Genomic DNA, 24,461 nt, shown 5'->3' with positions numbered 1-24,461 from the left:
AACACACTTATGTAGTATCTCTGGTTTAGTGACAATATTTTTTTATTCGCAAGCAGGTAAACACAGGTTATTCCTTAATATCCTTTTGTTTGGGAAACTCCCGTTACAATGTTATGAATATAGTTCTTGCTATGCCCTAAATCATAGCTTAACTGATACTCGGAAATCCCCTTTTTTACCCGTAACTCTGTAATACGGTTTCTAATAAAGTCCATCTCCATATACGATTCCTCCACCACCATTTCCCTCATGGTACACTTTTGTGGTGTGACATTAGGGTGCGCGTGGTGTGCTTTTTTATGCAATAGCACTTTAATGGTGTTATAATTGAGTAAAACGCCACACGGGAAAAGAGAGAAACGCATGGATCGAGAAAGAGAATCACCCCCGGAGAGGCTGCCGTTCTGTTTAGACGACACAGTTGGTGAAATAGTAAGGGCATGTCAGGAGTGCCCCGGCGTCTACTATATCGCGGCCCGGAAACAGGACGGCAGGTTTTTAGCGGACGAATACTATGTGGTGGAACGCTCCTCGCCAGCCATATCAAAAGAGGCTATGGCATACGGAAGAATGTCGGAAGAGGACTCCCGTGTGCTGCTCTATCCGTTTGCGGAGGAACGACATGGGTATAAAATTATTGAGTATGAGATCTATCGGTATCAGGTCCGGCACGGAATGTACGCAGACGGACAAACCTCGCTTCGTGATGTTGCTTTTTTCAATATGGAGTATCATCCGGAATACTTTGGGCCCTACCCGGCGCCCCTTGCCACGCCGCGGGGCCGTACTGCACGCTACAAGCCGCTGATGAACGGCGTCTTCTGGATCGAAACAGGTACAGGAGAGGAAGTCCTCGCTGTCTGCTATCCTATTTGGAACTGCGACTTCTCGGAAACCGTATTGAAGCAATCGGAGCAGTCCGAAGAGGATGTACGGGAAGGAATTGACAATACCTTGGGGTATCTGTTCTTTTCCAAGCGGGCCAGCAGTCTCGCCTTGTTTGAACTATGGGGGCAGTACGAGGAGTTAAGGACTGGCGGCCTAATCAACTACCCCGCATTGATGAACTATATCTGGGCCTATTTTCCGGAGTACGCCGCCACATACAATATGCAGAATCAGCTGGGGATGCACGATACCTTCGGCCTGTTGATGAGCGCACTGGGGACGGAGGTGGAATTGCAGAACAACCCAAATGAAGTAATTGCAATGTCAACGGCCGCCGGGCTTGATTTCCTGAATTTTTAATTGGGCTAAAAATGACAGATCAGGTGGAACAATGGACTGGGATCAAAATGAAGAGCTGGTAGAACAAATCCTTCGTACCGGCATGTACGCAAAGCTGTATGATGAAGAAACAACATACGGGTACCTGACCTATTTAACCTACCGGGTGGAGGACACGCTGTTCACTTGGAAAAAGAAAAGCGATGTGGACGGGTTTTGGGCCGACCTCACATGGGAGGAATATATCTCCTTTTTGCGGCGAGAAAAAACATTGCTCCTGGCAGCTCAAAGGGTGCTGTTCAACACTGTGATGGCTTTCCCGGCCTCCGCATTTGACTTTACATTGTCAGAGGCAGAAGTGGACTTTCCCGTAGCGCGTTATGACAGCGCCGGGATGCTCCATATGGCAAAGCTCTATTCCTTCGAGAACTGTATCTCAATCGTAGAGTTTCTGATGTTCCGAGCAGAGAGGGCGTATTATCCGCTGTGGAAGAAACAGCGGGGACCCCACTACACATGGGAGCTTTATATCGTGGAACTGCTTCACAGCCGAAGGGAATTTGTAGACCCACTATCGAGGGCCTTCCGCAACGCGCTGGTTCAACTGGACTTTCTCCCGGCGTGGCAGATGATCTATCCGACTATTCAAGAGGATGCAGAAATAGAATAACATGAAAAGACCCCGCAGATTCGGTCTGCGGGGTCTTTCGCTCTCTTATTCTGAGCTCCCCTCTTGACAAATGAAAACCGTAGTGCTATATTCAAAACAGCGTTATAAAACATTGTTTTGAATGAGGAGGAATGGCAGTGGCAAAACAAAAGGTGGGCGTCTATGACCGGGTGCTGGAGTGCGCCAAGGAGGAGTTTTTGTCCAGGGGATTTCTGGACGCTTCCTTGCGTACCATCGCCCAGGAAGCGGAGACCAGCACCGGGTCAATCTACACCCGCTTTGGGGACAAAGAGGGGCTGTTCCGCGCCCTCGCGGAGCCGGTGGTGGATGAATTTAAGGCCATGTTCCGCAAGGTCCAGGAGGACTTTCACCAATTCCCGGAGGAGGAGCAGAGGGCCGAGATGGGCCAGTACACTGCCCGCCATCAGGAAGACCTGTTGGACTACATCTACGACCACTTTGATGTATTCCGCCTGCTGCTGGACGGGGCCCATGGTACCCGGTTTTCGCGCTTCCTGGACGAACTGGTGGACATCGAGGTGGAGTACACCTACAAGTACATGGAGGTCATCGGTTGCGAGAGCGTCAAATCCGGCCTGGTGACGGAGGAGTTCATCCATATCATCGTCACCGCCTACTTCAACGGCATGTTCGAGGTGGTGCGGCACAACATGGACCGCGCCGCCGCCCACCGCTATGTCAAGATGCTCAACCGCTACCACATGGCAGGTTTCGGCACCGTGTTTGACCCTCAGCCCTGACAAAAGAGGCTGTGCCCTTGGGTGCAGCCCTCCTGTTTGCACAAAAGTTAGCAATTACTAACCAAAAGGAGGAATTTATATCATGAAACAACAAAGCCCCATGCTCCGTTTGTGGGAGCTGGGAGAGGGACAGCAGGGCGGCCTGAAGCGGGCGGTCCTGTCCGCTGTGGTGGGGGTACTGTTTGGGATGCTCCCTTACTTCGCCGCGGCGCAGATCATCCTGGGCCTGCTGAAAGGGGAGCAGAGTATGCAATACTACCTGATATGGTGTGTTGTGGCGCTCGTGGGCTTCCTGCTCCGGGCCACCCTGTATTCCCTGGCCCTGTCCCAATCCCACAAGGCCACCTTTGCCATCCTGAAATCCATCCGGGAGCGGGTGCTGGAGAAGCTGCCAAAGATGCCTCTGGGTACGATTCTGGACACCTCCAGCGGCCAGATGAAGCAGATCATTGTGGACCAGGTGGAGAGCATGGAACGGCCCCTGGCCCATCTTCTGCCGGAGATGACCGCCAATGTGCTGGGGCCAGTGTGCATCCTGATCTACCTGTTCGTACTGGACTGGCGGATGGCCCTTTTAAGCATGGTGTCCATCCCGGTGGGCATGGCTTTCATGATGGCGGTGATGGCTGGCTACGGCAAGCAGTATGAGGGCTCGGTCAAGACCACCCAGGCCATGAACAGCGCCATTGTGGAGTACATCGGCGGCATTGAGGTCATCAAGGCGTTCAACCAGGGCAAGCAGTCCTATGCCCGCTTCTCCGACAGCGTAAAGGCCAACGCCTCCTACTTCTACCACTGGATGAAGAGCTGCCAGATGCCGGTCTCTCTGGCCCGTGCCATCTCACCTACCACCATGATTACTATTCTGCCGGTGGGCTGGCTTCTCTACACCGGAGGGAGTCTGCCCATCGAGACCTTTATCACCACCATCGTCCTGTCCCTGGGCATTGCCGGGCCTCTGCTGGCCGCTATGGACTTTGTGGACAGCCTTGCCAAAGTGGGCACCATCGTGGGCTCGGTGGACGCCATCCTGAACGGGGCGGAGCAGGATCACGGGGAAGCGTCGGTGGAGTTCCGGGGCCGGGACATCAAGCTCTCCCATGTGTCTTTCGGCTACCACGCGGACAAGGAGGTGCTCCACGATGTGTCCCTCACCATTCCCGCCGGGAGCATGACCGCCTTTGTGGGGCCCTCTGGCTCGGGCAAGTCCACCATCGCCAAGCTGATCGCCGGCTTTTGGGATGTAACCTCCGGCTCCATCACCTTGGGCGGACAAGACTTGAAGCGGGTCCCACTGAAGCAGCTCTATGACCAGGTGGCCTTTGTCTCCCAGGACAACTACCTCTTTGACGAGAGCATCCGGGAAAATATCCGCATGGGTCGCCCGGCGGCCACCGACGCCGAGGTGGAGGCCGTGGCAAAGGCCGCCGGGTGCGACGCCTTTATCCGGGGCCTGGAACGCGGCTACGACACCGTGGTGGGCGGAGGCGGCGCCCATCTGTCCGGCGGCGAACGCCAGCGCATCGCCATCGCCCGGGCCATGCTCAAAGACGCGCCCATTGTGGTGCTGGACGAGGCGACCGCCTACATAGACCCCGAGAACGAAGCTGTTGTTCAGCAGGCCGTGGGTAAGCTGGTGGCGGGAAAGACCGTTCTGGTCATCGCCCACCGCCTCAGCACCATCACGGGAGCGGATCAGATCGTGGTAGTCAATGGCGGCCGCATCCAGGATGCGGGCACCCACGAAGAACTTTTGAAAAACTGCCCGCTGTATCAAGAGATGTGGCGGGCTCACATGGGCGCAAAGGAGGGAGAGCAGGCATGATCGGCGTTCTGAAAAAAATCTGGCACTTTGCCGGCGAGGAACAGGGCAATATCCGAAAGTCCATGATTTTAGGCTTCTTTTACGCGGTGTTCCACATGTTCCAGATCGCGGCCATCTATGTGGTGGTGCTGGCCCTGGTGGGCGGCTCCACAGACCCCGCCCCGGCATGGCAGGCGCTGGGGCTTCTGCTGGCCAGCATTCTGGGCCGGGCGGTCCTCAACCGCTTCAGCCAGCTCCAACAGACCCACGCCGGCTACTTCATGGTGGCGAATAAGCGTATCTCCATCGGCGACAAACTCAAGCGGGTCCCCATGGGCTATTTCAACGACCAGAGTTTGGGGGAGCTCACCGGCATCACCACCACCGTTCTGGACGAGGTGGAGAGCACCGGCCCTATGGTACTGGTTGGTATCCTGGGCGGCCTGATCAATTCTGCCGTCATGCTGCTGTGCATCCTGTTCTGGGACTGGCGGATCGGTCTGCTGGCCCTGGCGGGGATGCTGGTGTATCTGGCCCTTCTCTCCGGAATGGAGAAACAGTCCGCCAAAATCGCCCCCAAGCGCCAGCGGGACGAGGCCCGGCTGGTGGAGGCGGTGCTGGAACAGCTCCAGGGCATGAGCGTCATCAAGTCCTTTAACCTGACCGGAAAGGGTGACAAGCGGGTGCGGCAGGCTCTGGAGGACAGCCGGGCGAACAATCTGGCGGTAGAGAAGCTGTTCACTCCCTATATCTGGGGCCAGGAGATGGTTCTCCACCTGTTCAGCGTTCTGATCCTGGCCGCGTCGGTGGGGCTGTGCCTGACAGGAGCCATGTCCCTCGCCAATGCGCTGATGGCGGTCATCGTCTCCTTCCTGATTTTCTCCCAGATCCAGTCCGCGGGCAGCGGCGTGTCCGCCCTGCGTCTGGTGGGCAGCTCCATCGACCATGCAAACCAGGTGGACGACATCCCGGAGATGGATCAGCGCGGCACGGTAATCCGTCCAGAGGACCACGAGATTGTATTCGACCATGTGAACTTCTCCTATGGAAGTCGCCCCATCCTCAAGGATGTGTCTCTGACCATCCCAGATCGAACGACCACCGCCATTGTAGGGCCCTCCGGCTCGGGCAAGACCACTCTCTGCAACCTGATCGCCCGGTTTTGGGATGTGGACGGCGGCCGTGTGACCATCGGCGGCCGGGATGTGCGGGAGTACACACTGGAATCCCTCATGGAGCAGGTGAGCATGGTGTTCCAGCGGGTGTACCTCTTTGCCGACACGGTGGAGAACAATATCAAGTTCGGCTGCCCGGACGCTACCCATGAGCAGGTGGTGGAGGTTGCAAAAAAGGCGTGCTGCCACGACTTTATCTCCGCCCTGCCGGATGGATATAATACGGTAATTGGCGAGGGAGGAGCCACGCTCTCTGGCGGAGAGAAGCAGCGCATCTCCATCGCCCGGTGTCTCTTGAAGGACGCGCCCATCGTCATCTTCGACGAGGCCACGGCCAATGTGGACCCCGAGAATGAGGATCAGCTCCAAAGGGCTATGGAAGCCCTGACGAGGGAGAAGACCGTGCTGATGATCGCCCACCGGCTCAAGACCGTGCGGGGTGCGGATCAGATTCTGGTGCTGGACCAGGGCAGCGTCGTCCAAAAGGGTACCCACGACGAACTGATCCAGCAGGCGGGCATCTACCGGGATTTCGTGTCCGAGCGCACGGAGTCCAGCCGATGGACACTTTGATTGATCGCAAAAGACAAAACTGCAGTACAGATATTTGCACTGTGATTTTTGGGTGGCTATGGCATTTGCAGCAAAAAAATCGCCATGCGCAGATATGGGGAACGCTATAAAGAAAGCGTGCAGTTCCAAAACTAAAGTGGAGCTGCACGCTTTCTATTCTACTTCTTTCCTACCTTCCTAAACTCTCCCGGTAACAGTCCAGTGCTCTTTCGGAACAGCTCCGCAAAGCGGCTGGAGGTAGAATAGCCCACAGTCTGCGCAATCTGTCCAATGGACAAATCAGTATTGGTGAGAAGGTACTCCGCCTGGCTCATGCGGCGCTGCTGGATGTACTCGGTGATGGTGCAGTCGTAGACCTTCTTGAAACTGCTCTTGAGTTTTGTTGTCCCCATGCAGGCAATCTGGGTCAGACGCTCCATGGGAACTTCCGCGGCGTAATGGTCGCTCAGGTAGGTAGCGACTGTCTGAATATTCTCAATATCCTGGGTTGCCAGCCGCCCAGTGGCCGCCGGACGCTTTTTCTGATACTCCACCACCAGCGACAACGCTTCGGCTACCTTGCCCTCATAAAACAGTTTGGCGGCGATCCCATCTCCGCGGTAATTTTGAAGCTCTGTAAGGAGCCTGGACATTTCCGGGAAGTCTGTTGTCTGGTCGATCTTTCGGAATGCCTCCACCGGGTTGTGGTATTCGTCCGGATACTGCTTTTTGAGATAATCCTCATAGTAGGCGGGCATGATCTCAACGCCGATGGAGCGAATGGGAATATTTTTGTGGATCAGCACCCGGTAGGGCGAATAGCCACCGATATAGGTTTTGATACACCCGGCGGACAGCCGGCGGTACGGAGCCAATTCCTCGCCGGAGATGGAATCATAGCGGGTGATGCTCAAACACTCTGGCAGGGAGAATTCCAGCAGAGAGTCCTCGTGAAAGGAAAAGTTATGGATCTTGATGTCGTACAGATCCTTTTGCCCGTAGGTCCAGTAGGACCCCTCTCCGATTTCGGGCGATAACTTCCACGAGATACCTAAAGAACCATACTGCTGATTATCCGGGTCGGGAATAAAACCGTGCCCTTTCAACAGCGGCGCATAGTATTGCTCAATGATTTCGGGCATGACAAAAGACTCGCCTCCTCTTTACAACGATTGGACGAACTTTTGAAACGAAAAGACGAACCTCGTTTCAAATCATTGAAAGCCGCCCCAATCGAGTGTATGTTATAGGTGACGGTTAGCGAACTCTAACCAAAGAGTAGCATATCACAAAGAAAAAGTCAACATGACGCAAAAACAGGAGGAGCAAAATGAGTAATCAAGTCAATTCACTGAAGAAGGGCCTTACGGTCAAGGATCTTGTGACAACGGGTATTTTCAGTGCCATCTTTTTTGTGTTTACCCTGGTCGGCGGACTTCCGTTCGCCCCGAATCCAGTCCTGACCTTCTATATGCCGATGGGGGCGGCGCTGCTGTGCGGCCCTATTTATCTGCTGATGGTGGCTAAAGTGCAGAAGCGGTGGAGCGTCACAATCCTCGGCATCATCATGGGGATCATCTGGTTTGCCACCGGAATGCACTGGGCGTTTTCCCTGGGCTATATCGGGATGGGACTCATTGCGGACTTGGTAGCCGGCGCCGGTCACTACCGCAACAAGGCCATCAATCTGCTGTCCTATATGCTGATTTCCCTGGGAGGCATCTATACTTATGTGGTATTCTTTCTTGACCCGGACGGCTGGGCCAGCACCATGCTGAACAATGGCACGGAACAGTCCTACATCGACACCATGAACGCCTCCGCACCCTCCTGGCTCCTCGTGGTCATCATCGCCGGCACATTGACGGTGGCGGCTCTCAGCGGCTGGGTCGGCGGCAAGATGCTGAAAAAGCAGTTTGAAAAGGCTGGGATCACCGCATGATGGGCGGAGCGTCATCCCGGCGCGGGCTGTGGCTGGACCCCAGGACGAAGATATTGCTGCTGCTGTTCTGCATCCTTTCCGCTATGATGGCCCCGTCCCTATTCTACGAACTGGGCCTTGTGGTGCTGATCGGACTGCTCGGCGTCTGCTTCGGGAAGTGGAAATATGCCTGGAAGGGGGTGCTGTTCTATGCGCTGATTGTTCTGCTCACCCTCTGGATTATGGACACCATGACGGGCACCTGGCGCACCATGTTTATCGCCTTTTTGGGGCTGTTCCATAAGGTCTATCCCTGTGGGATGCTGTCCGGCATTGTCCTCTCTACCACGAAGGTCAGCGAATTCTTATCCGCCATGAACCGCATCCACGCACCGAAAAAGCTGGTGATCCCGCTGGCCGTCATGCTCCGCTATGTCCCCACCATCCAGGAGGACTGGCGGTTTATCAAGGACGCCATGCGGATGCGGGATGTATCGCCGTCTCCCAAGGGACTGCTGACGCACCCGGCCATGACGGTGGAGTGCATTTATGTCCCGCTGATGATGGCGGCCTCCAAGGCGGCGGATGAACTGTCCATCGCCTCCATTACCCGCGGGATCGAAAACCCGAAGCCCCGGACCTGTCTGGTGCAGATTCACATAGGACCCGCGGATCTTCTGGCGGGCGTCTGCTTCGCGGCGTACCTCGCTGTGGGGCTGTACTGGAAGGGGGTGTTCGGATGATTGAGCTGAAGCATGTGTCGTTTGCCTACCAGGGGCAGGAGCATGATGGCCTGCACGACATCAATCTGACGATTGCGGACGGAGAGTGCGTCCTGTTCTGCGGCCGGAGCGGATGCGGCAAGACCACCATCACAAGGCTGGTCAACGGCCTGATCCCACAATTCTATGCGGGAGAATTGACGGGCAGCGTACTGGTGGATGGACAGGAGATCAGCAAGCTGCCCATGTACCAGATCGCCGCTAAAGTCGGCTCTGTGTTCCAAAACCCCAGGACGCAGTTTTTCAATGTGGACACGGACAGCGAAATCGCCTTTGGGATTGAAAACGAGGCCCGACCGCCCGTGGAGCTGGCGGAGCGGGTGGAGCAGGCCACTGACGACCTGCATATCCGCCCGCTCCGAAACCGCAATATCTTTGAATTGTCCGGGGGCGAAAAGCAGAAGATCGCCTTCGCCTCGGTCTATGCCATGAATCCGGAGATTTACCTGCTGGATGAGCCGTCCTCCAATCTGGATATGACATCTATCCAGGAGTTAAAAAGACATCTGCGGCTGCTTCAAAAGCAGGGCAAGACCATCCTGATCGCGGAGCACCGGCTTTATTATCTGATGGGTCTGGCGGACCGGATCGTGTACCTGGAGCAGGGCCGGATTGAGAAGATTTTTACGCCGGAAGAGTTCCGCGGATTACCAAGGGAGACCCGGGAACGCATGGGATTGCGGGCGGCGGACTTGGCGGAGGTGCGGCCTCCGCAAGTCCACCCGCCGGTATCTTCCCCTGTCCTGGAGCTTCGGGATGTCACACTCCGGTATAAAAAGCGGACGGTCCTGCACCGCATCAGCCTTGCCGCCGCAAAGGGTGAGGTCATCGGCGTGGTGGGCCACAACGGGGCCGGGAAAACGACCTTTTCCCGCGCCCTGTGCGGGCTCCACAAGGACTGCGAGGGGCAGTTTCTATGGGATGGACAGACGATGGAGCGGAAGAACAGGCTGAAACACTCCTACATGGTGATGCAGGATGTGAACTACGAATTATTTGCCGAGAGTGTGGAGGCGGAGTGCTCTTTCGGCATCCGCAATCCGGACTTGACCCTGGCCGCCTCAACTCTGGAGGAATTGGGGCTGGCTCCCTATCGGGAGCGCCACCCCAACACGCTGTCCGGCGGGCAGAAGCAGCGGGTGGCCGTAGCGGTCAGCATGATCTGCGGAAAAGACCTGCTGGTGTTTGACGAGCCTACCAGCGGTCTGGACTTTGACAGCATGACCCAGGTGGCGGAGCTGATCCGGCGGCTGTCTGAGCTGGGAAAGGTCATTTTCATTGTCACCCATGATTTTGAATTTGTCTGCCGTACCTGCTCCCGTGTCCTGCATTTTGACGAGGGCGAGATGCCCGATGATATACCTGTTGTGATGGACGCCCTCCCGAAGCTGAGAGAGCTGTTCTCTGTCAAGGTGAATGGCTCCGAAGGAGACAGAGAAGGTGGCCTGGGCCATTCAGATGGAAAGGAGAGGTAGTCTATGAAACAGAAGAAAACCAATCGTGTGGCCCTGCTGCTCCACTGGGCCGGGGAGCAAAAGGTATGGCTGTTCCTGGCCGTGCTTCTGGCGATGGCCGGGGGCCTGTGCATTGTGGTGCCCTATATTGAAATTTACCGGCTGATGGACGCCGCCTTTGGCGGGACCTGTACCAAAGAACTGGTGGTGCGGGTCGTGGCTGCTGTGGCCGCGGCGGTGGTGCTCCGCTTTGTGCTGTTCGGGGCGTCTGGAGTGGTATCCCACAAGGGAGCCTACGGCGCGCTGTTCAAGGTGCGCTGTATGGTAGCGGAACACATGGCTAAGGTGCCGCTGGGGGCGCTGAACGAGCGGCGGACCGGAGACATCAAAACCGTGCTGAACGAGGACATTGAGAAGCTGGAGCTGTTTCTGGCCCACAATCTGCCGGATCTGGTGTGCTATCTGGTGGGGCCGGTGGTGGTTTTTGCCTACCTGATGACCGTCAATATCCCGCTGGCTCTGATTTCCCTGGTGCCGCTGGTGCTTGCGGTTGTGGTGATGGCGGTCATGTTCCGCAACACAGATGACCTGATGGACCGGGCCAACCGTTCCATCACCGCGCTGAACTCGGTCATGATCGAGTATATCAGCGGCATGAAGCTCATCAAGGCATACAACATGGGGAGCAAATCCTTCCAGAAATTCTCCTCCGCCATCCATGAGGAAAACGCCATGTGGAACGAGACCTCCCGCCGCATGGGGCCACCCTACGCGGCCTTCGTGGTCATCATTGAGTGCGGAATGCTGCTCATGGTGCCGCTGGGCGGGATGTTTTTCCTGAAAGGCTCCCTGACAGCCAGCGCATTCCTGCTGTTCCTCTATGTGGGGTCCATGTACCTGACGGAGATCCGTCCGCTGCAGGAGCTGGGGACCAATTTCGCCAATGTGCTGAACGCGGTCACCAAAGCGAAGGAGATCCTGGATGTCCCCATCTATGAGGGCGGCACGGATTTCCCCCAATGCCATGATATTGAACTGCGAAATGTACGGTTTTCCTACGATGGCAAAACCGATGTGCTGCAAGGCGTCAATCTCAAGATCAGGGACGGAGAGAGGCTGGCCCTGGTGGGGCAGTCCGGCGCCGGTAAGAGCACCATAATCGAACTGATCTCCCGCTTCTATGATGTGCAGGAGGGCGAGGTGCTGATCGGCGGAAAAAATGTCAAGGAGCTGGACTACGACACCATCTTGAGCAATGTGGCTATTGTATTTCAAAAGACCTTCCTCACCCGCGACAGTGTACTGGAGAACATCCGCATGGGGAGCAGCGCCAGTCTGGAACAAGTGAGGGCCGCCGCAAAGGAAGCCCAGATCGACAACTTCATCATGTCTCTGCCGGATGGCTACGATACCAAGGTAGGGAGCTTCGGCTCCCGGTTTTCAGGCGGAGAGAAGCAGCGGATCGCCATTGCCCGCGCCATTTTGAAAAATGCCCCGATCCTGATTTTAGATGAGGCCACCAGCGCCTCTGACCCGGAAAACCAGATGGAGATTGACAGGGCCATCCAAAATCTTTGTAAAGGCAAGACCGTCATTGTGGTTGCCCACCGCCTGAGCGCCCTGAAGATGTGTGAGCGGGTCGCAGTGGTGGAGGACCACACCATCACCTGCGTCGGCACCCATGAGGAAGTCCGCAGGGATAACGCTTACTACCGGAAAGCCTGGGAGGACTACGAAAAGGCCCGGAACATCACCTATCAGTTGGAAGGGGGGCGAGTAGAATGAGAGAACACGATGTCTTGAAAAAGAACAAAAATTTTTATATTGGCGTTGGGGGAACTGTTTTGGAGGGCCTGCTCTCCGGCAGCCTGTTCCTGCTGCTTTACTCGGTCATGCAGTTTTTGTGGGCGGGGCAGTTTGACCTGAACCGGGTGCTGATGCTGACCGGGGCGATTGCCGGCATCTTCCTGCTCCGTATCCTGATTTACAGCTATGGCTACACCAAAGCCCAGATCGGCGGCGCGGAAGTCAGCCAAAATATCCGGCTGTTTATGGGTGATCATCTCAAGCGTATCCCTCTGTCCCGGTTTACCCAGGGGCAGACCGGCGACTACATCAACACCATCACCAGCGATGTCAATAACTATGAAAAGATCCTGACCCACAAAATCGGGGACCTGGCGAAAAACTTTGCCTTGTCCATCATGCTGATTGTGTTTGTCATGACGATCTATGTCCCCGCCGGGCTGATCCTGCTGGCGGCGGATCTGCTGCTGATTCCTGGATTGTGGCTTTCTTTCCGTATGGTGAAGAAGTACGGCAAGGAAAAGAATGACATCTGTGCGGAGAATGTCAGCAGCATCGTGGAGTATGTATCCGGCATCCAGACCTTCCGGGCTTATGGCGTGGGCGGCTTGAAAAACAAGACGGTTATCAGCGCCATGCGGGACTTCTGCCGCATCAGCTTTGTATATGAGGCCAAGGTGCTCCCTGTGGGAGCCGGGCTGGGCATCCTGATCTGGCTGTCCTGCCCGCTGGTCATCTGGACCGCCTACGCGCCGTGGGCAGCCGGGGCCATCGACACGGTTTCCTATCTGCTGGTCTGCATGTTGCCGCTGTTCTGTTCCAAGCTTGCCAACGCCATTTTTGTGGACCTCACCAGTTACAAAAACCTGATGATCTCCAAAGGAAAGATCTTGGGCGTGATGGATGAGCCGGAGGAAAGCGGCAGCATGGAGGCGCTGCGGCCCGCTACCCATGAGATCATCTTTGACCATGTGGACTTTGCCTATGTTCCCGGAGAGCCGGTGCTGAAGCAGGCGTCCTTTACGGTGCCGGATCAGAAGCTGACCGCCATTGTGGGCGATTCCGGCTCCGGCAAATCCACCATCCTGAATTTGATTGCAAAATATTATGAGCCGGCCGGCGGTGTCATCTCCATCGGAGGGAAGCCCATCAATCATGTGGCGGCGGAGCGCGTGCTGGAGCAGGTTTCCATGGTAGATCAGGATGTGTTCCTCTTTGACGACACCATCCGGGACAACATCCGCCACGCCCGCCCCGGCGCATCAGACGCGGAGATTGAGGCAGCCTGCCGGGAGGCCAACTGTGACGGATTTATCCGCAGGCTGGAAAAGGGCTACGATACACCTACCGGCGAGAACGGTAATCTGCTCTCCGGAGGAGAGCGGCAGCGGCTTTCTATCGCCCGTGCCATTCTGAAGGACAGCCCGATTCTGCTGTTGGACGAGGCCACGGCTTCCCTGGACATTGAGAACGAGTTGGCGGTCAAGCAGGCCATCGCCAATCTGCTCAAGGCGAAAAAGACCGTGGTGATGATCGCCCATACCCTGTCCATCGTCAAGAATGCGGATCAGATCCTGGTAGTGGCAGACGGAACAATCAAGGAATCCGGCACCCACGAGGAGCTGCTGGCTATGAACGGCAAGTATGCGGCCATGTGGAACGCAGAACAGAAAATCACTGTATAAATGAGAGGTTGCGTCGATGAAAAAACTCCATGCGTCGGGCGAGGATTATCTGGAGGCCGTGCTGGTGCTCCAAAAGGAAAAGGGCATGGTACGCTCCGTGGATGTGTCCAGGCACCTTGATGTATCGAAACCCAGCGTGTGTCATGCGGTAGCTACCTTGAAAGAGGGCGGTTTTCTCACCATGGACGAAGACTCTTTCCTGCACCTGACAGATGTGGGCAGAGAGGTTGCCGAAAAAACTTATGAGAAGCACTGCTTTTTCACCCGTCTGCTGGTGGAGGCAGGTGTAGAGCCAAAGACTGCCGAGCAGGATGCCTGCCGCATGGAGCACGCAATCAGCGATGACAGTTTTCAAAAAATTAAATCAGGGCTAAAGGACAAATAAAAAGTGGCCTGTCAGTCGAGGTTATTGGGGGTGATATAGTGGGAAAACTGTTCATATTATCAGTCGAAGAAGATGATCTTGAAACCGCAGAGAAAATCATGGCCTTCATAGAGTCAACAGAACTGGTCATGTGTACGGATCTTCCCTCTGCCCCTCTGCGCTACAAGGCTTTATGTATCGACGCTGCGTGCCGTCAAGTGTTTTGGCAGGGCAAATTCATAGAGCTGACTCCTATGGAGTTCGATGTGTTTCATTTGCTTGCCCGGCGGCCCGGACGGGTATTTTCACAAAGGGAGATCTATGAGTTCGCCGCCCCTGATTCGTTTGACAGTAGCTGGACGGGGATCTCCAGCATTATTTACAAGCTGCGTCATAAGCTGAACGCCGACTTTATCCAAACCGTGTATGGGAAGGGCTATAAATTCTTGCCGCCATGAGGATTATAGAAAAGAATGTTGGTAGATAGTACGAAGCCATTGATTTATTAGGACTATGCAAGGTAAGAATAAAATGGAGTGTCATAAATCTGCGGTATGTTGGGGCATACCGCAGATTTTGCTATATCATAAGTAAAGATGGGCTATTTTTATTGAAGAATACAGTAGTTTATGTTACCATAAAAAGGGTAAGACAAGGCTAACTGGTGGAGTGATGATAATGGAGAGGGTCAATTTCAATCCGGAATGGTATGGTGTACAGGCGAAAGTGCTATCGAGAAGCGAGAGACAGATGGTTGTGGATTATGGATGTAATGGGCGTGGTATCGTAAAAAATTATAGCTTGTTTGAGGGAATACAACTTTGCTTCCTCGATTTTGAAACGGATGAATCTATGAGGGCCCAGAAGTTCAATCCAGATATCCTCCAGATTACTCACTGTCAAACCGGACGCTACGAATGCGAATTTGCCAATCATACTGTGGCATATTTGCCAACGGGCTATTTCAGTGTTGCAACCACAGCGCATTTGCCGACTTCGTTCTCTTTCCCCTTGGGGAAGTATTACGGCGTTAGTCTTGTCATAGATCGTCAGGCGCTTTCGGACGAAATACGCCGGATGATGCGGACAATTCCCATTGACCTTGATAAAATAGGGACAACACTTGGTCTTGAAACACAATGGTATGTCAGTGATACTCCACCGCAATTACGACACTTGTTTTCCGAATTATACACAGCCATTCAAACGGAGCCTGTCGGCTATTTCAAAGTTAAGGCCATAGAACTATTATACCATATGGATCAGTTGACACAGATTAGCGGGTGCGACTCAAAGTATTTTGATAAGAAACAGATTCAAGCAACAAAAGCTATTCGGGAGTATCTTATTTCCCATCTGGATGAAAAAGTTCCCTTGGAACAGTTGGCAAAAGAGGCGCACTTGAATCTGTCGGTGTTCCATCTGGTTTTTTCCCACATATATGGGGACACCCCGTATGCCTACCTCAAAAAATACAAAATGAATTTAGCTGCCCAGTGGCTTTCGGAAAACAAGATGAAAATCGGTGATATTGCCTTGGAGCTTGGATATAGCAACGCAAGTAAATTTGCTAAAGCATTTCAATCTGTATATGGAATGTTGCCAAAAGACTACCGAAAAAATCGATAGTCATGTACAGGCAGCGTTTAACAGCGGTAGAGGTGTAGTCTCTACTAATTCATTGGTATCTTTGGGCTATTTTTGCCCGTGACGCATAGATATGGAGTAGCAGCCAATTTCAAAAGTTGATAAAATAAATGTCGCGGTTAGCAAGAACTAACCGCGACATTTTCTTTTTAAGGAGGGTTCATGCTATGTCAAACGCAAAGTCGAAACAAGCAAAACCAAAGACGGGTTTGGCACGATGCATGGAATTGGCTTCTGACAGAAAGGGCCTTGTGTTCTTAGCTGCGGTTCTTTCGTCATTGGCGGCCATTGCTTCGTTTATCCCGTACATAGCGGTCTATTTTATGATCCGCTCAATTATCGGTGTTTTCCCGAACCTTGACCAGTTGGATATGGGGATGGTCATGAATTATGGCTGGTTGGCGCTCGCCGGGATCGTGGCGAATATCCTACTGTATTTTCTGGCTATTTTCAGCTCACACATGGCGGCATTTGGAACGCTGTACGAGTTGAAAGTTCTCTTTGCAGACCATATTACCAAAATCCCACTGGGGTATCACTTGACGATTGGCAGCGGCCGTCTGCGGAAAATCATGGATGAAAACATTGAAAGTGTGGAGGGCTTTATTGCTCACCAGTTTCCTGATTTTGTTGCCTCTATTACCGCTCCTATCGTCATGGTCATCATCCTGTTGGCTGTTGACTGGCGGTTTGGTCTGGCCTCCCTGGTCGGCATCATTCTTGCATTTGTCGCAGAGTTTATCGGCTTTGGCAGCGGTGAAATGAAAGAAAACATGGGCAAATACCAAAAGGCCCTGGAAGAAATGAACAACGCTTCTGTGGAGTATGTCCGGGGAATGTCGGTAGTAAAGGCGTTTAATCAGACGGCATCCTCTTTCAAGAAACTCAAAGATGCCATTACCGGCTATACAGAGTGGGTGCTGAAATTCTCCCTTGGCTGGCAAAACTGTATGCCCGCCTTCACCACGATCATCAACAATGTTTACCTGATCCTCGTCCCGGTAGGAATTTTGATCGGCTCCAGAACCGACGATTTCGCCGGATTTGCCATGACTTTCATTTTCTATCTGCTCTTTGTTCCTGCCATCTCCGGTGTGTTGAACAAGATCATGTATATCTCAGAATCGTTCATGCAGATTGACGGGAATGTGGCACGAATGGACGAAATTCTGAATATTCCCGAAATGCCGGAGACGGATCACCCCCAAAAACCGGCAAACGATGATGTCGTTTTCAAGGATGTCAGTTTTTCTTATACCGGGGATTCCTCCGAGAAGGCGCTTGAAGATGTTTCCTTCATAGCAAAGCAGGGACAGATCACAGCAATCGTCGGCCCCTCCGGCGGCGGCAAGAGTACGATTGCCAATCTGATTTCCCGCTTTTGGGATGTTTCTTCCGGCAGCATTACCATCGGCGGTGTAGATGTACGCGATATGGCAGAGAATGACCTGATGCGCCATGTCAGCTTTGTGTTCCAGGATATTTTCCTGTTCAAGCAGAGCATCCTGGATAATATCCGTATGGGCAACCCGACCGCCAGCGAGGAACAAGTGATTGCGGCGGCGAAAGCGGCACAGTGCCACGACTTTATCTCCAAACTGCCGGACGGGTATCACACGGTGGTCGGCTCCAAGGGCATCCATCTCTCTGGTGGCGAGCGTCAGCGAATTGCCATTGCGCGGGCCATTATCAAGGACTCGCCTATCATCGTGCTTGATGAGGCAACGGCATTCAGCGACCCGGAGAATGAATATCTGATCCAGAAAGCCTTTGAAAAACTGATGCAGGGTAAGACAGTTATCATCATTGCACACCGCCTCTCCACGATCCGCAATGCAGATAAGATCATCGTCATGGAGAAAGGACACCTGGTCGAAGAAGGAAAACATGACGAGCTGGTGGCCGCAGGCGGACGCTATGCACAGATGTGGAACCACTATACAGAAGCGATTGGCTGGAAAATCAGCGGAAAGGCGGTGTAACTATGAGCAGATTACAAAAAGCTCTCTTTTTATCAGACAAGGGTTACGCAGATCTGAAAAAAGCAATCTTCGCCTGCACATTGACGAACCTGGCTATGCTTCTGCCGTTCTGTGTAACTGTTATGATTTTCAGTGAAATTCTGACACCCTTTGTCAGTGGCGGCTCCATTCAGTGGAACCATATCTGGATGCTGTGGGGCGCAGGTATTGTTTCGGCCATCCTGGTATTTCTGGCCGCCAAAAACGATTACCGCAAAACCTATATTGCCTCGTACAAGGAATCGAACACGACCCGTCTGCGCATTGCGGAGCATCTTCGGAAACTTCCGATGAACTTTTTTAACACAAAAGACCTTTCTGAACTGACCACCAATATGATGGCGGATTGCAGCAGCATGGAGTCCCTACTCAGCAGCACAATTCCACCGCTGATTGCTAACGGCATCACGGTAACACTGACCTGTATCCTACTGGCCTTCTTCGATTGGCGGCTTGCCTTGTGCGTATTTGTCACAGTCCCGCTTGCGTTTCTCATTATCTGGCTTAGCCGGAACCACCAAAAGAAACTGTTTGAAAAGCAGGTTGACGCAAAGTTGGCTGCCTCTGGCCAAGTACAGGAATACCTGGAAGGTATGAAGATCATCAAGTCCTGCGGGCTGTCTGGCTCTCATTTCAGTGCGTTGGATAAAGCTCTGCTTGCCATGAAAAAGATTGCCATCAAAGTGGAAATGGCTGTCGGCGTGTTTATGTCCAGCGCCAGCATGATTTTGCAGGCTGGCATCGGTATCACGATTTTTGTCGGAGCTATTCTTCTGACACAAGGACAGATTGAACTTCTTCCTCTGCTAATGTTCCTGCTGATGGTTACACGGATCTATGGCCCGATCCTGGCGATTCTGGCAAACCTGTCCTCGCTGTTGAATTTGAATGTGGTCACAAGTCGTATGCGTACCCTGCTCACCACTCCTGCGATGGACGGTGAAGGGAAAACAGTCCCGAACTGCGATATTGAACTTTCCCATGTGACCTTTGCCTACAATCAGGAAGATGTTATCAAAGATGTTTCCTGTAAAATCCCCCAGGGGAGCGTGACCGCGCTCGTTGGTCCGTCTGGCTCTGGTAAAAGCACAATTTCCAAACTGATCGCTCGCTTTTGGGATGTTCAGCAGGGTAAGATCACCGTGGGCGGCAAGGACATCAAGAGCATGGAGCCGGAAAGCCTCATGTCCTATATGTCCTTTGTGTTCCAGGATGTGACCCTGTTCAATGATACGGTTATGAACAATATTCGCCTTGGCAATCCAAACGCAACGAACGATCAAGTAATTGCTGCGGCCAAAGCCGCCTATTGTGATGAATTTGTCCGGGAAATGCCGGACGGGTATCAGACGGTCCTCGGTGAAAATGGCAGCACGCTTTCCGGCGGTGAGCGCCAGCGTATTTCCATCGCCCGCGCCTTGCTGAAAAATGCGCCTATTATCCTGCTTGATGAGGCAACGGCATCCCTTGACCCGGAGAATGAAGTGCTGGTTCAAAAGGCGATTGCCAAACTGGTGGAAGGTAAAACAGTTATTATGATTGCCCACCGCCTCCGTACAGTTGTGGATGCGGATCAGATCATTGTTCTTGACAATGGACGACTGGTAGAACATGGAACGCACGATGAGTTGATGAAGAAGAATGGGCTGTATCATAAGTTGTTCCATATTCAGCAGGAAAGCCTTGGTTGGGCGGTATAACTTTGGGGGAAAAGCGTTGATTGGACTGGCTGTTCTACAATATGATAATCTGTGTATTGACCCAAACCAGCGTAGGGCCTTTGTGAGCGGGCGAGCGGTGGAGTTGACTACGATGGAGTTCAATATCTTATACTATCTGGCCTTACACCCTGGCTGGACCTTTACCCGGGAGCAGCTTTACCAATATGCAATGTCTGATGACTTTGCTTCTGGCCCCGAAAGCGTTACCAGCAGGATCTACAAGATACGAAAAAAACTAAATATCAATGCGATTCAAACTGTACATGGATACGGTTATCGTTTTGAGAAGTAAGAAAAGAGCTGACGCACCATAACTGCGTCAGCTCTTTTTCTGATATTGCCTAGATGCAATGCCATTTTTAGAAAAGCGTTGCTAAAAAGTCTCCCTATTGACGAGAAAGACAGTTTGTGCTATATTAAAACCGTTAGATTGAAACTGATAGTTTTGAATGATAGAGGCGACATATGGCAAAGCGTGTAGCAGGAGTAACGGAAAAGCTGATGGAAGCAGCCAAGCAGGAATTTCTAAAAAACGGATATGAGCGGGCCTCCTTACAGACGATTGCGGAAAAGGCCGGCTCCAGCAAAGGGGCGATCTACATCCGCTACCCGGACAAAGAGAGCCTATACCGTTCTCTGGTACAGCCAGCAATAGATGGATTTTGTGAGTTGCTGCAATCTGTTTTGTATCAGTTCAATCGGTTATCCGGAGAAGAGCAAACGCGGCAAATGCTGCGCCGCTCAAACGACGAATTCCCTAAAGTCGTGGACTACCTGTACGACCATTTTGATGAGTTCAAATTGTTGTTTACCAGCGGGGAGAACAACGCATATCAGGAGTTCATCCACCGGGTTGTCGAATTGGACACCGGATGTACTGCTCAATATATTGAAGCGTCAGGAAATGATGCGGTTTCGAGCGGCCGCCTTACCCCAGAGTTGAATCACCTTCTTTCCAGTGCCTTCTATACGGGAATGTTTGAAGTAGTCATTCATAATATGCCGAAGGAGCAGGCTATGAAGCATATTCAGAAAATGCGTCGCTTCTATACGGCAGGGTGGCAGACCATCTTTTCCAGTGATGGGGGTGAGGATTGTTGAGCGGGTGGATCGACCAAAACGGCTGGATTCACTGTCCTACCTGCGGCAACAAGACCCGCACAAAAGTAAATCCAGACACCGTTCTAAAGCACTTCCCGCTTTTCTGTCCCAAATGCGGAAAGGAACACATCGTTGATGTGCAGGGACAAAATATCATATTGTCAGAGCCAGACGCAAAGACGCAGAGCCGATAATTTGCAGGATGATCCTGCGGGTTGTCGGCTTTTTCGTTTGTTCGTCGGTTAGATTATGCTAACTTTTAGGAGGGATATGATGCAACAACAAAAGAAGCCATTTAGTTTGATGGCATTTATCAAGCCACACCGGGCGGGGTTTCTTGCTTCGGTTATCCTTGCTGTTCTCAGCGTGGCCAGCGGAATGGTGCCATACTTCGCTGTGGCAAGGATGGTCAATCTGCTTATTTCTGGTGAAAAGAACTTTTCGATTTATCTGACCTGGGGAGCAGTTGCCCTGATTGCCTATCTGCTCAAGTCTGTTCTTCACGGCATCTCCACCCGATGCTCCCATGAAGCCACTTTCCATGTGCTGTCGGAACTGCGGCGGGCTGTGGCGGATAAGCTGACCCGCGTTTCCATGGGCTATCTGACCGATACGCCATCGGGCCGCCTGAAAACAACCATGGTGGAGCGTGTGGAGCAGATGGAGGTCCCGCTGGCCCACATCATTCCGGAAATGACCTCCAATCTGTTGGTCCCTATCGCCATTGTGGTCTACCTCTTTGTCTTGGACTGGCGCATGGCACTGGTGTCGCTTATCACCATCCCCATCGGGATGCTTTGTTACATGGCCCAGATGAAAGAGTACCCGAAAAAGTATGGGGCGGTGGTTCAGGCTGGCAAGCACATGAGCGCCACCACGGTGGAGTACATAGGCGGCATTGAGGTCATCAAAGCGTTCAATCAAAGTGCGGCCTCTTATGGAAAGTTCACACAGGCTGTGCGTCAGAGCGCGGACCTCATGCTGGACTGGATGAAGTCCACGCAAGGCTACTCCGCCCTGATGATGACCATTTGGCCCGCTGTGCTGATCGGTGTTTTGCCCATTGGGTGCGTCTTTTATAGGAATGGCAGCTTGACCGCCTCAGATTTTATCACGATTGCAATCCTGGCTCTCGGTATCGTGGGGCCATTGGTAGCAGCGATCTTTTTGACCGATGATTTCTCTAAAATTGCGACCATCACCGGGGAAATCGGCGCTGTGCTGTCCGAGCCGGATTTGGAGCGGCCCGCGCAGAGAAAAGACCTGCATGGGCTGGACATTGACCTGCGGGATGTGACATTCGCTTACAAAGATAAGCAGGTTTTGAACGGCGTCACACTGAACATCCGGCAAGGCACGACCACCGCGCTGGTGGGGCCGTCCGGCTCCGGCAAGTCCACCATTGCCAAGCTCATCGCCTCCTATTGGGACGCTGGCGGCGGAAGCATCACCATTGGCGAGGTGGATGTGAAAAACCTTCCGCCGGAGCAGGTAATGGATCTCATCGGGTATGTCTCCCAAGACAACTTTCTGTTCAATATCTCCGTTCGGGAAAACATCCGTATGGGACGGCCGGAGGCCACCGACGATGAAGTGGAGGCTGTGGCGAAGGCATCCGGCTGTCATGATTTCATCATGGGTCTGGATCATGGATATGACACTGTGGTGGGCGGCGCAGGCGGACACCTCTCCGGCGGGGAGCGCCAGCGGGTCGCCATTGCGCGGGCTATGATGAAAAACGCCCCGATTGTGATTTTGGACGAGGCGACTTCCTACACAGACCCCGAGAACGAGGCGGTGCTTCAGGACGCCATCGGCAGACTGACCCGTGGAAAGACGCTCATCGTCATCGCCCACCGCCTGAGCACCATCACCGATGCAGACCAAATCGCCGTGGTGGAACAGGGAAAAATCCTGGACGCGGGAACGCATGATGAACTGCTGAAGCGGTGTCCTCTCTACGCGCAGATGTGGGCGGCCCACACGCAGGCGAAAGATGCGGACATGAGAGAAGGAGGTGGCAAGCATGTTTGGCGCATATAAACGGTTTTTCCGCTTTGCCGGGGAGCAGAAAGGCACCTGGTATAAGGGAATGGCCTTTGAACTGCTGCGGAGTATTTTTGAGGCTTTGCAGTTTGTGGCGCTGCTGGTCGTGCTCCGCGCCCTGGTAGAGCAGAACATGACCGGGGCCACCCCATGGATGGCCTTTGGGATCATGGCGGTCAGTGTGGCCGGAGCCGCCCTGTGCTGGTATCTGGCCCACAACAGCGAGGGGCACGCCAATTACCGGATGTGCGCGGAAAAGCGCATCCATATCGGGGAGCGCATGAAGTATATGCCCATGGGCTACTTCAACGCCCAGAGCCTGGGCAGCCTCACCGCGGCGGCCACCTCCACCATGGAGGACCTGGAGAGTATGTCCTTTGCGGTGATCGCCCGGACGGTGGTGGGCATGATTCGGACCACCATCTTCTCTTTGGCGATCCTGTGCTTTGATTGGCGCATCGGGCTGGTATTCCTGCTTGGTATGCTTCTGTTCCTTTGGGTCAACTCACTTTTGCTGAAGAAATCCAGAGAGTTATCTCCGGGGCGGCTGGCAGCCCAGACAAGGCTGGTGGACGCTGTGCTGGAATACATACAGGGCATGAGCGTGGTGCGCGCTTTCCATGGAGACAAAGCGGCCAATCAGACGCTGAACCGCACGATTGAGGAGACGGAACAGCAGAATTTCAAGCTGGAGCGCAAGCGTATTCCCTACAATGTGTTGGAGCAGATCGTCCTGCGTGTTACGGCGGTGGCGGCGATTCTGTTCTCGATCTGGTTTTTCCTGCAAGGCAGTATGACCCTCTTTACCTGCCTGATGGTGGTGGTTTCCGCTTTCCTGGTATATAGCGAGCTGGAGTCTGCCGGGGAGATGTTCTTTATGCTGCCCATGATCGACGCCTCCATCGACCGGGTGGAGGAAATCGACCGTGCTCCCCGGATGGACGAGGGCGGCTCCGTGCAGACGCCGAAACACTGCGATATTTCCTTCGAGCATGTGGACTTTTCCTATGGAGAGCGGAAAATCATCCGCGATGTCAGCTTTACCATCCCGGAGGGGACAACCACTGCCATCGTGGGGCCCTCCGGCTCCGGCAAGACCACCCTCACCAGTCTTATGGCAAGGTTTTGGGATGTGGACAGCGGTGCGGTCAAGCTGGGCGGCATTGATGTGAAGGACTATGTGCTGGATAGTTTGATGCACAATTTCAGCATGGTCTTTCAGCGCGTGTACCTGTTCAACGACAGCATTGAGAACAACATCAAGTTCGGCAAGCCGGACGCCACCCATGAGGAGGTGGTGGCCGCGGCAAAGGCGGCCCGGTGCCATGACTTCATCACGGCCCTGCCGGACGGCTACGATACCATCATCGGTGAGAGCGGCGCTACGATCTCCGGCGGGGAACGCCAGCGGCTCTCCATCGCACGGGCCATGCTCAAGGATGCGCCGATCATCATTTTGGATGAGGCCACGGCCAATGTTGACCCGGAGAACGAGGCCGAGCTGCAGGAGGCCATTGAAGCCCTGACCGGAGGCAAGACCATCATTATGATTGCTCACCGTCTGAAAACCGTAAGAAATGCCGATCAGATTCTGGTGTTGGACCACGGGGAAATCGTTCAGCACGGCACACATGACCAGCTCATTGGGCAACAAGGAATCTATGCCGACTTCATTTTGAATCGGAGAGCGGCGATTGACTGGAAAATCAACGCATAGTACAAGG

The 24,461-nt window shown here is 53.6% G+C and carries 22 protein-coding genes; 20 read left to right on the top strand and 2 right to left on the bottom strand.

The genetic code is table 11. The features are described 5' to 3' along the window. Positions 1-74: 74 nt before the first annotated feature. A complete protein-coding gene (locus C12CBH8_RS01590; protein WP_215533396.1) occupies positions 75-221 on the bottom strand; it encodes a helix-turn-helix domain-containing protein in 147 nt (48 codons plus the stop codon). A 142-nt stretch (positions 222-363) separates the two neighbouring features. On the opposite strand from C12CBH8_RS01590, the gene C12CBH8_RS01585 reads away from it, so the two are divergent. The 5 genes from C12CBH8_RS01585 (at position 364) to C12CBH8_RS01565 (ending at position 6,210) form a co-directional block, all read left to right on the top strand. Further along, positions 364-1,248, top strand: a complete 885-nt coding sequence (locus tag C12CBH8_RS01585) for a hypothetical protein (RefSeq protein ID WP_071698930.1) — start codon at positions 364-366, stop codon at positions 1,246-1,248. Between the two features lie 31 nt (positions 1,249-1,279). Next, positions 1,280-1,897, top strand: a complete 618-nt coding sequence (locus tag C12CBH8_RS01580) for a hypothetical protein (protein WP_058722712.1) — start codon at positions 1,280-1,282, stop codon at positions 1,895-1,897. A 137-nt stretch (positions 1,898-2,034) separates the two neighbouring features. Next, complete coding sequence (locus tag C12CBH8_RS01575) at positions 2,035-2,658, top strand: TetR/AcrR family transcriptional regulator (protein WP_024729813.1); 624 nt, start codon at positions 2,035-2,037, stop codon at positions 2,656-2,658. Positions 2,659-2,740: 82 nt separating this feature from the next. Then, positions 2,741-4,483 (top strand): ABC transporter ATP-binding protein, encoded by a 1,743-nt coding sequence (locus C12CBH8_RS01570; protein WP_071698931.1) that lies wholly within the window; start codon positions 2,741-2,743, stop codon positions 4,481-4,483. Then, positions 4,480-6,210 carry an ABC transporter ATP-binding protein gene (locus tag C12CBH8_RS01565; RefSeq protein ID WP_058722714.1) on the top strand — a complete coding sequence of 577 codons (1,731 nt, stop codon included), beginning with the start codon at positions 4,480-4,482 and terminating at the stop codon, positions 6,208-6,210. The genes C12CBH8_RS01570 and C12CBH8_RS01565 overlap by 4 nt, the downstream gene beginning before the upstream one ends. 158 nt (positions 6,211-6,368) lie before the next feature. Here C12CBH8_RS01565 and C12CBH8_RS01560 read toward each other — a convergent pair whose 3' ends face one another. After that, positions 6,369-7,331 carry an AraC family transcriptional regulator gene (locus C12CBH8_RS01560; protein ID WP_071698932.1) on the bottom strand — a complete coding sequence of 321 codons (963 nt, stop codon included), beginning with the start codon at positions 7,329-7,331 and terminating at the stop codon, positions 6,369-6,371. A gap of 188 nt (positions 7,332-7,519) precedes the next feature. Between C12CBH8_RS01560 and C12CBH8_RS01555 the strand changes: the two genes are divergently transcribed. The 15 genes from C12CBH8_RS01555 (at position 7,520) to C12CBH8_RS01485 (ending at position 24,454) form a co-directional block, all read left to right on the top strand. Next, on the top strand, positions 7,520-8,131 hold the full coding sequence (locus C12CBH8_RS01555; protein ID WP_058722716.1) for an MptD family putative ECF transporter S component: 612 nt from the start codon (positions 7,520-7,522) through the stop codon (positions 8,129-8,131). Continuing rightward, positions 8,131-8,853, top strand: coding sequence for an energy-coupling factor transporter transmembrane component T (locus C12CBH8_RS01550; protein WP_058722717.1), 723 nt, complete (start codon positions 8,131-8,133; stop codon positions 8,851-8,853). The genes C12CBH8_RS01555 and C12CBH8_RS01550 overlap by 1 nt, the downstream gene beginning before the upstream one ends. Then, positions 8,850-10,367 (top strand): ABC transporter ATP-binding protein, encoded by a 1,518-nt coding sequence (locus C12CBH8_RS01545; RefSeq protein WP_215533395.1) that lies wholly within the window; start codon positions 8,850-8,852, stop codon positions 10,365-10,367. The genes C12CBH8_RS01550 and C12CBH8_RS01545 overlap by 4 nt, the downstream gene beginning before the upstream one ends. A 3-nt stretch (positions 10,368-10,370) precedes the next feature. Further along, entirely contained in the window at positions 10,371-12,131 is a 1,761-nt protein-coding gene (locus tag C12CBH8_RS01540) for an ABC transporter ATP-binding protein (protein WP_195328103.1), read from the top strand. After that, on the top strand, positions 12,128-13,837 hold the full coding sequence (locus C12CBH8_RS01535; RefSeq protein ID WP_195328104.1) for an ABC transporter ATP-binding protein: 1,710 nt from the start codon (positions 12,128-12,130) through the stop codon (positions 13,835-13,837). Before C12CBH8_RS01540 ends, C12CBH8_RS01535 begins: the two co-directional genes overlap by 4 nt. Positions 13,838-13,853: 16 nt before the next feature. Next, positions 13,854-14,222 carry a metal-dependent transcriptional regulator gene (locus C12CBH8_RS01530; protein WP_195328105.1) on the top strand — a complete coding sequence of 123 codons (369 nt, stop codon included), beginning with the start codon at positions 13,854-13,856 and terminating at the stop codon, positions 14,220-14,222. Between the two features lie 38 nt (positions 14,223-14,260). Next, positions 14,261-14,659, top strand: coding sequence for a winged helix-turn-helix domain-containing protein (locus tag C12CBH8_RS01525; RefSeq protein WP_227123638.1), 399 nt, complete (start codon positions 14,261-14,263; stop codon positions 14,657-14,659). 220 nt (positions 14,660-14,879) lie between these two features. Further along, positions 14,880-15,830, top strand: coding sequence for a helix-turn-helix domain-containing protein (locus C12CBH8_RS01520; protein WP_227123637.1), 951 nt, complete (start codon positions 14,880-14,882; stop codon positions 15,828-15,830). 185 nt (positions 15,831-16,015) lie between these two features. Then, positions 16,016-17,830, top strand: coding sequence for an ABC transporter ATP-binding protein (locus tag C12CBH8_RS01515; RefSeq protein ID WP_191229421.1), 1,815 nt, complete (start codon positions 16,016-16,018; stop codon positions 17,828-17,830). 2 nt (positions 17,831-17,832) lie between these two features. Then, the gene (locus C12CBH8_RS01510) at positions 17,833-19,569 is read left to right on the top strand and encodes an ABC transporter ATP-binding protein (protein WP_191229422.1); all 1,737 of its coding nucleotides are present in this window, start codon (positions 17,833-17,835) and stop codon (positions 19,567-19,569) included. After that, positions 19,511-19,882 carry a winged helix-turn-helix domain-containing protein gene (locus C12CBH8_RS11945; protein ID WP_191229423.1) on the top strand — a complete coding sequence of 124 codons (372 nt, stop codon included), beginning with the start codon at positions 19,511-19,513 and terminating at the stop codon, positions 19,880-19,882. The genes C12CBH8_RS01510 and C12CBH8_RS11945 overlap by 59 nt, the downstream gene beginning before the upstream one ends. A 173-nt stretch (positions 19,883-20,055) precedes the next feature. Next, positions 20,056-20,691 carry a TetR/AcrR family transcriptional regulator gene (locus C12CBH8_RS01500; protein ID WP_195328116.1) on the top strand — a complete coding sequence of 212 codons (636 nt, stop codon included), beginning with the start codon at positions 20,056-20,058 and terminating at the stop codon, positions 20,689-20,691. Then, on the top strand, positions 20,685-20,885 hold the full coding sequence (locus C12CBH8_RS01495) for a cysteine-rich KTR domain-containing protein (RefSeq protein ID WP_413614088.1): 201 nt from the start codon (positions 20,685-20,687) through the stop codon (positions 20,883-20,885). Before C12CBH8_RS01500 ends, C12CBH8_RS01495 begins: the two co-directional genes overlap by 7 nt. A 79-nt stretch (positions 20,886-20,964) precedes the next feature. After that, positions 20,965-22,734: an ABC transporter ATP-binding protein gene (locus C12CBH8_RS01490; RefSeq protein WP_191229438.1), complete on the top strand. Its 1,770-nt coding sequence runs from the start codon at positions 20,965-20,967 to the stop codon at positions 22,732-22,734. Next, positions 22,718-24,454: an ABC transporter ATP-binding protein gene (locus C12CBH8_RS01485; protein WP_191229425.1), complete on the top strand. Its 1,737-nt coding sequence runs from the start codon at positions 22,718-22,720 to the stop codon at positions 24,452-24,454. The genes C12CBH8_RS01490 and C12CBH8_RS01485 overlap by 17 nt, the downstream gene beginning before the upstream one ends. Positions 24,455-24,461 lie beyond the last annotated feature (7 nt).

The sequence above is a fragment of the Solibaculum mannosilyticum genome (assembly GCF_015140235.1).
GTDB classification, from domain to species: domain Bacteria; phylum Bacillota; class Clostridia; order Oscillospirales; family Acutalibacteraceae; genus Solibaculum; species Solibaculum mannosilyticum.
Note: the sequence above shows the minus strand (reverse complement) of the source record. Positions and strands in the feature narration are given on the sequence as shown.

Excerpts from the sequence above, each read along its gene's own strand:
- C12CBH8_RS01540 (WP_195328103.1), top strand. The coding sequence starts at position 10,371 with ATGAAACAGAAGAAAACCAATCGTGTGGCCCTGCTGCTCCACTGGGCC.
- C12CBH8_RS01535 (WP_195328104.1), top strand. The coding sequence starts at position 12,128 with ATGAGAGAACACGATGTCTTGAAAAAGAACAAAAATTTTTATATTGGC.
- C12CBH8_RS01510 (WP_191229422.1), top strand. The coding sequence starts at position 17,833 with ATGAGCAGATTACAAAAAGCTCTCTTTTTATCAGACAAGGGTTACGCA.
- C12CBH8_RS01490 (WP_191229438.1), top strand. The coding sequence starts at position 20,965 with ATGCAACAACAAAAGAAGCCATTTAGTTTGATGGCATTTATCAAGCCA.
- C12CBH8_RS01515 (WP_191229421.1), top strand. The coding sequence starts at position 16,016 with ATGTCAAACGCAAAGTCGAAACAAGCAAAACCAAAGACGGGTTTGGCA.
- C12CBH8_RS01520 (WP_227123637.1), top strand. The coding sequence starts at position 14,880 with ATGGAGAGGGTCAATTTCAATCCGGAATGGTATGGTGTACAGGCGAAA.
- C12CBH8_RS01500 (WP_195328116.1), top strand. The coding sequence starts at position 20,056 with ATGGCAAAGCGTGTAGCAGGAGTAACGGAAAAGCTGATGGAAGCAGCC.
- C12CBH8_RS01555 (WP_058722716.1), top strand. The coding sequence starts at position 7,520 with ATGAGTAATCAAGTCAATTCACTGAAGAAGGGCCTTACGGTCAAGGAT.
- C12CBH8_RS01560 (WP_071698932.1), bottom strand. The coding sequence starts at position 7,331 with ATGCCCGAAATCATTGAGCAATACTATGCGCCGCTGTTGAAAGGGCAC.
- C12CBH8_RS01565 (WP_058722714.1), top strand. The coding sequence starts at position 4,480 with ATGATCGGCGTTCTGAAAAAAATCTGGCACTTTGCCGGCGAGGAACAG.
- C12CBH8_RS11945 (WP_191229423.1), top strand. The coding sequence starts at position 19,511 with ATGGGCTGTATCATAAGTTGTTCCATATTCAGCAGGAAAGCCTTGGTT.
- C12CBH8_RS01590 (WP_215533396.1), bottom strand. The coding sequence starts at position 221 with ATGGAGATGGACTTTATTAGAAACCGTATTACAGAGTTACGGGTAAAA.
- C12CBH8_RS01545 (WP_215533395.1), top strand. The coding sequence starts at position 8,850 with ATGATTGAGCTGAAGCATGTGTCGTTTGCCTACCAGGGGCAGGAGCAT.
- C12CBH8_RS01485 (WP_191229425.1), top strand. The coding sequence starts at position 22,718 with ATGTTTGGCGCATATAAACGGTTTTTCCGCTTTGCCGGGGAGCAGAAA.
- C12CBH8_RS01550 (WP_058722717.1), top strand. The coding sequence starts at position 8,131 with ATGGGCGGAGCGTCATCCCGGCGCGGGCTGTGGCTGGACCCCAGGACG.
- C12CBH8_RS01570 (WP_071698931.1), top strand. The coding sequence starts at position 2,741 with ATGAAACAACAAAGCCCCATGCTCCGTTTGTGGGAGCTGGGAGAGGGA.
- C12CBH8_RS01530 (WP_195328105.1), top strand. The coding sequence starts at position 13,854 with ATGAAAAAACTCCATGCGTCGGGCGAGGATTATCTGGAGGCCGTGCTG.
- C12CBH8_RS01580 (WP_058722712.1), top strand. The coding sequence starts at position 1,280 with ATGGACTGGGATCAAAATGAAGAGCTGGTAGAACAAATCCTTCGTACC.
- C12CBH8_RS01585 (WP_071698930.1), top strand. The coding sequence starts at position 364 with ATGGATCGAGAAAGAGAATCACCCCCGGAGAGGCTGCCGTTCTGTTTA.